Below are 7,084 nucleotides of genomic sequence, written 5' to 3' on the forward strand. Positions count from 1 at the left end.
GCGTCTCAGGCCGCGCGCATCTCGCCGTAGGTGACGGCCGGTGCCCTGCGGGCCTCGAGGGCCCCGAGGGTGCCGACGGTCAGCAGGAGTTGCGCGGCGATGTAGGTGAGCATGATCCAGAAGTCCGGCACGGGCGGCTGCGGCCACTCGGCCACGCCGGTCGCGATGAGCGTGTCGGACAGCAGGAACAGCGCCCCGCCGAGCCCTGCGAAGAGGCCGAGCCGGGTGCCGGACCGGTACGCCATGGCGGTGAGCAGCAGGCTGTAGCCGGCGACGGGCACCCGCAGGTCTGCGGGCAGGTCCGGCCACAGCAGCGCGACGGTCGTCACGAGGGCGGCGGCGTAACCGAGGGCCAGGAGGCCCGCACGCGCGCGTGGGAGCGTGTCGCGTCTGCCGTGGGTCGCGAAGAGCACGAGGTAGCAGACGTGTCCCGCCGCGAAGGAGGCCATGCCCGCGAGGAAGGCGGGCTCGGCGTCCGACAGCAGCAGGACGTCACCGCCCCAGCCGAACAACAGGGCCGCCACGAGCGGCCGGGGCGCCTTGCGCACGGCGGCCCACAGCGCCAGCAGCGGCATCAGCAGGGGCTTGGCGACGGTGTGCCCGATGTCCGCACCGGCCGCGAGGCAGACCAGATCGACGGCGGCGACGAGACCGAAGGCGGCCGGCAGGAGACGCGAGAGCTTCACGCGGAGGTACTCCCGGCGACAGGAGCGGACTCGGAGACCGACGGGGACTCGCCGGAGGCGGCAGCAGCAGCCGGCCGCGGACCCCAGCCCGGGCCGCGGAACACGCGTCCCGCGCGCTCGCTCCAACTGTTCGCCGCCCGCAGGTCCTTGGCGATCGACACGTACTCGTGCGTGGCCACCTTCAGCAGGTTGTACGTGGCGATGTTCTTGGTCAGCCCGTACCGGGGCCGCTCGGTCTCCTCGACGAACGACCCGAACAGCCGGTCCCAGACGATGAGGATGCCGCCGAAGTTGCGGTCCAGATAGCCACCCTGGGACGCGTGGTGGACCCGGTGGTGCGACGGGGTGTTGAAGACGAACTCGAACCAGCGGGGCATCTTGTCGATGCGCTCGGTGTGGATCCAGAACTGGTAGACGAGGTTCGCCGAGGAGCAGAACGCGAGCGCGGCGGGGTGCACACCGGCGACGATGAGGGGGACGTAGAACGGCCACACGGTCAGGGACGTCCAGGGCTGGCGCAGCGCGGTGGTGAGGTTGAACTTCCGGCTGGAGTGGTGGACGACGTGGCAGGCCCACAGGATGCGGACGACGTGGTGGCCGCGGTGGGACCAGTAGTAGAAGAAGTCCTGCCCGAGCAGCATCAGCGGGACGGTCCACCACAGCACGGGCACACGCAGCGGCGTGAGTTCGTACAGGGCCGTGTAGACGGCCAGGATCGGGATCTTCCACAGGAAGTCGAAGACGAGGCTGCCGAGCCCCATGCCGACGCTCGTCGCGGCGTCCTTGGCCTCGTAGCCCTCCGCGTCCTCGTCGGGATGGAGCCGGTAGCTCACCATTTCGACCACGGTGAGCAGCACGAAGGCGGGGATGGACCACAGCACGACATCGGGCAGGTTCGGCATGCAAGCACCGTAGGACCGGCGTCCAGCCCCGACTAGACGTTGTTACCCACAAGTATCTTCGACGGTACGCGCTTGCTTCTTGGCGATCTCCGCCAATCCGGAACGGGGCGAAGTCACACGTGGCGGGGCGGGACGCCCGGCTGATCGACTGAGGACCGATCAGACGTACACCCTTCGAACGAACAACCCGGACAAGATGCCTGAGGACGTATCGGAAGAGCGCGGGGGCGCACCTGACGGACGGCGGTGTCAGTCACGGCCCGTATCCTCAGGGACCATGCTGGAAGACCTGACGACCGCAGTGTTCTCGGCCACGCCGTGGCCGGCCGCGTACCCCAAGGGATACGCGGTCGTTGACGTGGAGACCACGGGCCTGGCCCGGGACGACCGCATCATCTCCGCGGCGGTCTACCGGCTGGACGAGCGCGGTGAGGTCGAGGACCACTGGTACACGACGGTCAACCCCGAGCGCGACCCGGGCCCGGTGTGGATCCACGGACTGACGAGCGAGGCGCTCGAAGGAGCGCCCCTCTTCCCGGACATCGCCGAGGAGTTCACGGCCCGGCTGGAGGGGCGGGTGCTCGTCGCGCACAACGCCGTCTTCGACTGGCAGATGATCGCCCGGGAGTACGCGCGCGCCGAGCGCGAGGCGCCGGTGCGGCAGCGCCTGTGCACCATCGCGCTCTCCAAGGAACTCGGGCTGCCGCTGCCCAACCACAAGCTGGAGTCCCTCGCGGCGCACTTCGGCGTCGTGCAGCAGCGGGCCCACCACGCCCTGGACGACGCGCGCGTGCTGGCGGAGGCGTTCCGGCCGAGCCTGCGGGCGGCGGCGGCGAACAACGTACGGCTGCCGCTGCACGAGTGCCGGCCGCTGACCGAGTGGACGGACCGCCCCGCCGCGCCGGCCATCGGCAGGCAGGCCGGCCCCGGCGGCTACGGCGGCTACCGGCCGGGCAGTTGGCGTCCCTCCCGCAAGCGCCCTGCCTGCCCCTACCCCAACCCCGGGCGCTACGAGGCGGGCGGGCGGCTCAAGCAGGGCATGCGGGTCGCCTTCTCGGGCGACACCTCCACCGAGCGGGACCTGCTGGAGGACCGCGCGACCGAGGCCGGGCTGCATGTGGCCACGAGCCTGTCCCGCCTCACCAGCCTGCTCGTCACGAACGACCCGGACTCGGGCACCTCCAAGGTCGTCAAGGCCCGGCAGTTCGGCACACCGGTCGTGGACGAGGCGGCGTTCGGACAGCTCCTCGCCGACGTGGAGCCGGCGACGGAAGCGTGAGCCGCGCGGCAGAGCGCGGGGCCGACCCGCGACACCGAGGGGCACGGCTGACGCGTGCGCCGGGAGCAAGGGTGACCCGCGCCACCGAGGGCAGGGTGCGGGGAACAGGGGTGACCCGCGCCACCGAGGGCGAGGCTGACGGGCACCACAGGAGTGACCCCGCCCACCTCGCACGGGCCCGCCGCCTCGCAGGGGCCCACCTCGCAGGGGCCCACCTCGCACGGGCCCACCCCGCAGGAGCCCGCCTCGCAGGGCGACCGTACGGACGGGTGATTGCGGGGCGACTCGCCCGGCGCCCGCTCGCCCGCGCGGGGACGACGGCTCACCCTGTGGCGCATGGCGACCTGTGAGGTATGTGGCAATCAGTACGGAATGACCTTCGAGGTGCACGCGCAGGGCGCGGTGCACGTCTTCGACTGCTTCTCCTGCGCGATCCACCGTATGGCCCCCATCTGCGAGCACTGCCGGGTGCAGATCATCGGCCAGGGTGTCGAGGCCGAGGGCCACTGGTACTGCGGCGCCCACTGCGCCCGGGCGGAGGGAAAGGCAGGAATTGTCGACAAGGTCTGAACCCGTACCCGACTGAATGCACCCCACGACCGAGTTGTACGGTCGTGGGGTGTACCGCTTCCTGATGTCCCGGCAGTGGGTGATCCTCACGCTGGCCGCCCTGCTCCTCATCCCCACGATGATCAGGCTGGGCATCTGGCAGATGCATCGCTACGAGGAGCGCACCGCCCGGAACCAGCTGGTCACCGACGCGCTGGCGGCCGATCCGGTGCCCGTGGAGCAGCTGACCGCGCCCGGGCACACCGTGACCAGCGCCGAGCGGTACCGCACCGTGACGGCGAAGGGCCGCTTCGACGCCGAGGACGAGGTCGTCGTGCGGCGCCGCACCAACTCCGACGACGAGGTCGGCTACCACGTGCTCACCCCCTTCGTCCTCGACGACGGCAAGGTGCTGCTGGTGAACCGGGGCTGGATCCCCTCGGACGGCCCGAGCCAGACCACGTTCCCGAAGGTCCCCGCACCGCCCGGCGGGGAGATCACCGTCAAGGGCCGGCTGATGCCCGACGAGACGACCGCCGCCAGCGGCATCAAGAACCTCCCGGGCCTGCCGGAGCGGCAGATCATGCTGATCAACAGTGCACAGCAGGCCCGCCGGCTGGACGCCCGGGTGCTCGGCGGTTACCTCGCCCAGACCGCCCCCGACCCCAAGGGTGACGTCCCCGAGCTGCTGGGCAACCCCGGCAAGGAGGACGCGGCGCTGAACTACGCGTACGCCATCCAGTGGTGGCTGTTCTCCGCGGCCGTCCCGGTCGGCTGGGTGGTCCTGGCCCGCCGCGAGGCCCGGGACCGGGCGCGGAAGGCAGCCGGGGAGTCCGACACGGCCGAGGCCGAGCCGGCGGCGGTGTAGACACCCGCGACCGGCCGACCGCGACCGGCCGACCGCGAGCGGGACCCGGCGCCCGCGCCCGCCCGCCAGGACACGTCACTCCCCCGGCCCCGGCCCTGATTGCCGCGTCCGCTTGCCGGGAACCCGCACTCCGTGCACCCCAGCATCGAGGACTACGCGCTCATCGGCGATGAACAGACCGCGGCCCTGGTCGGTACGGACGGATCCGTCGACTGGCTGTGCCTGCCCCGCTTCGACTCCGCCGCCTGCTTCGCCAGACTGCTCGGCGACGAGGACAACGGCTACTGGCGTATCGCCCCCGTGGGGGCGGACCGCTGCACCCGGCGCGCCTACCGCCGCGACACCCTCGTCCTGGACACCGAGTGGGAGACGGACCAGGGAACCGTCCGGGTCACCGATCTGATGCCCCAACGCGACCGCGCCCCCGACCTGGTGCGCGTCGTCGAGGGCCTGGACGGCGAGGTGACCCTGCACAGCGCCCTCAAGCTGCGCTTCGACTACGGCTCGATCGTCCCCTGGGTGCGCAAGGCCGACGGCCACCGCGTGGCGGTCGCCGGCCCGGACTCGGCCTGGCTGCGCAGCGAGCCGGAGGTGACCAGCTGGGGCGAGGACTTCGGCACCCACGCGGAGTTCACCGTCAAGAAGGGGGAAAAGGTCGCTTTCGTCCTGACCTGGCACCCCTCCCACGTACAGCGCCCGCCGCTCGTCGACCCGTACGACGCGCTGCGCCACAGTGTGGAGGACTGGCGGGCCTGGGCGTCGCGCTGCCGCTACGACGGCCCCTACCGGGACGCCGTCGTCCGCTCCCTGATCACGCTCAAGGCGCTCACCTACGCCCCGACGGGCGGCATCGTCGCCGCCCCCACCACGTCCCTGCCCGAGGAGCCGGGCGGGGTGCGCAACTGGGACTACCGCTACTGCTGGCTGCGCGACTCCACCCTCACCCTGAACGCGCTGCTCGCCGCGGGCTACCAGGAGGAGGCGGAGGCCTGGCGGAACTGGCTGCTGCGCGCGGTCGCGGGCGATCCTGCCGACCTGCAGATCATGTACGGCGTGGCGGGCGAGCGGCGGCTGCCGGAGTTCGAACTGCCCTGGCTCCGCGGCTTCGCCGATTCCGCGCCGGTACGCATCGGCAACGACGCCGTGAAACAGCTCCAGCTGGACGTCTACGGCGAGGTCATGGACTCCCTGTCGCTCGCCCGCGAGTCGGGCCTGTCCCCGCAGCCGGACGTGTGGGCGCTGCAGACGGCTTTGATGGACTTCCTGCGCACCCACTGGCAGCAGCCGGACGAGGGGCTGTGGGAGGTGCGCGGCGGCCGGCGCCAGTTCGTGCACTCGAAGGTGATGGTGTGGGTGGCCGCCGACCGTGCCGTACGCACCCTGGAGCGCCATCCGGAGCTGGACGGCGACCTGGACGGCTGGCGGGCGCTGCGTGACGAGGTGCACGAGGAGGTGTGCGAGAAGGGCTACGACGCCGAGCGCAACACCTTCACGCAGTCCTACGGCTCCCGCGAACTGGACGCCGCGCTGCTGCTCATCCCCCGCGTCGGATTCCTGCCGCCGGACGACCCGCGGGTGATCGGCACGATCGACGCGGTCCGCGCGGAGCTGACCCACCGCGGCTTCCTGCGCCGCTACAGCACCGCCGACGCGGACGTCGACGGGCTGCCCGGCGGCGAGGGCACCTTCCTCGTGTGCTCGTTCTGGCTCGCGGACGCCCTGCACATGACGGGCCGCACGAAGGAGGCCCAGGAGCTGTTCGAGCGGCTGGCGGGACTCGCCAACGACGTCGGGCTGCTGTCGGAGGAGTTCGACCCGGTGACCGGCCGGCACCTCGGCAACTTCCCGCAGGCGTTCAGCCACATCGGGCTGGTGAACACCGCCCTCGCCCTGTTCGGCCGGAACGGGGCAGGATAGGGACCATGGATCTTGGACTGAAGGACCGGGTGTACGTCGTCACCGGGGCCACACGGGGCCTCGGCAACGCCACCGCGCGCGAGCTCGTCGCGGACGGGGCGAAGGTGGTCGTCTCGGGGCGGGACGAGCAGGCTGTCGCCGAAGCGGCGGCCGAGCTGGGACCGAACGCGGTCGGGGTGGCCGTCGACAACGCCCACCCGGAGGCGGCGACCCGGCTGATCGGGGCCGCACGGGAGCACTTCGGCCGTTTCAACGGTCTCCTCGTCAGCGTGGGCGGGCCGCCGGCCGGGTTCGTCGCGGACAACACGGACGAGCAGTGGCAGACGGCGTTCGAGTCGGTCTTCCTCGGTGCGGTGCGGCTCGCTCGCGCCGCGGCCGCCGAGATGGAGGCCGGGAGCGTCATCGGGTTCGTGCTGTCCGGGTCCGTGTACGAGCCGATCCCGGGGCTGACCATCTCGAACGGGCTGCGTCCGGGCCTCGCGGGCTTCGCCAAGTCGCTCTCCGACGAGCTGGGGCCGCGGGGCATCCGGGTCGTCGGTGTCCTGCCGGGGCGGATCGACACCGACCGGGTGCGGCAGCTGGACGCGCTGTCGGCCGATCCCGAGGCGACCCGGGCCGCGTCGGAGTCTCGCATCCCGCTGCGGCGGTACGGGGCCCCGGAGGAGTTCGGTCGGGTGGCGGCGTTCCTGTTGTCGCCGGCCGCTTCCTATCTGACCGGTGTGATGGTGCCAGTCGACGGAGGAGCCCGCCACGGGTTCTGACCGTCGCCGTCCCCGGGTCGCGGGGGGGGGGGGGGGGGCCCCCCCGCCGCGCCCCCCCCCCGGGCCCCCCCCCCCCCCCCCGGGGGGGCCCCGGGGGGGGGGGGGGGGGAAAAAACCACAAC

7 protein-coding genes are annotated in these 7,084 nt (G+C 72.1%); 5 read left to right on the plus strand and 2 right to left on the minus strand.

The genetic code is table 11. The annotated features are described in order from the left end of the window. Positions 1–5: 5 nt before the first annotated feature. Positions 6–686, minus strand: a complete 681-nt coding sequence (locus tag ACFV20_RS34290; protein WP_385664357.1) for a lysoplasmalogenase — start codon at positions 684–686, stop codon at positions 6–8. Further along, on the minus strand, positions 683–1,588 hold the full coding sequence (locus tag ACFV20_RS34295) for a sterol desaturase family protein (RefSeq protein WP_385664360.1): 906 nt from the start codon (positions 1,586–1,588) through the stop codon (positions 683–685). Before ACFV20_RS34295 ends, ACFV20_RS34290 begins: the two co-directional genes overlap by 4 nt. A gap of 277 nt (positions 1,589–1,865) precedes the next feature. On the opposite strand from ACFV20_RS34295, the gene ACFV20_RS34300 reads away from it, so the two are divergent. The 5 genes from ACFV20_RS34300 to ACFV20_RS34320 all read left to right on the plus strand — a co-directional run bounded on the left by ACFV20_RS34300 (position 1,866) and on the right by ACFV20_RS34320 (position 6,962). Then, complete coding sequence (locus tag ACFV20_RS34300) at positions 1,866–2,867, plus strand: DEDDh family exonuclease (protein ID WP_385664363.1); 1,002 nt, start codon at positions 1,866–1,868, stop codon at positions 2,865–2,867. 336 nt (positions 2,868–3,203) lie between these two features. Further along, positions 3,204–3,437: a hypothetical protein gene (locus ACFV20_RS34305; protein ID WP_385664365.1), complete on the plus strand. Its 234-nt coding sequence runs from the start codon at positions 3,204–3,206 to the stop codon at positions 3,435–3,437. A 49-nt stretch (positions 3,438–3,486) separates the two neighbouring features. After that, a complete protein-coding gene (locus tag ACFV20_RS34310; RefSeq protein ID WP_385664367.1) occupies positions 3,487–4,284 on the plus strand; it encodes an SURF1 family protein in 798 nt (265 codons plus the stop codon). A 132-nt stretch (positions 4,285–4,416) separates the two neighbouring features. After that, on the plus strand, positions 4,417–6,201 hold the full coding sequence (locus ACFV20_RS34315) for a glycoside hydrolase family 15 protein (RefSeq protein WP_385664370.1): 1,785 nt from the start codon (positions 4,417–4,419) through the stop codon (positions 6,199–6,201). Positions 6,202–6,206: 5 nt separating this feature from the next. Beyond that, positions 6,207–6,962, plus strand: coding sequence for an SDR family oxidoreductase (locus tag ACFV20_RS34320; protein ID WP_385664372.1), 756 nt, complete (start codon positions 6,207–6,209; stop codon positions 6,960–6,962). Positions 6,963–7,084 lie beyond the last annotated feature (122 nt).

The sequence above is a fragment of the Streptomyces sp. NPDC059696 genome (genome assembly GCF_042733745.1).
Lineage (GTDB): Bacteria > Actinomycetota > Actinomycetes > Streptomycetales > Streptomycetaceae > Streptomyces.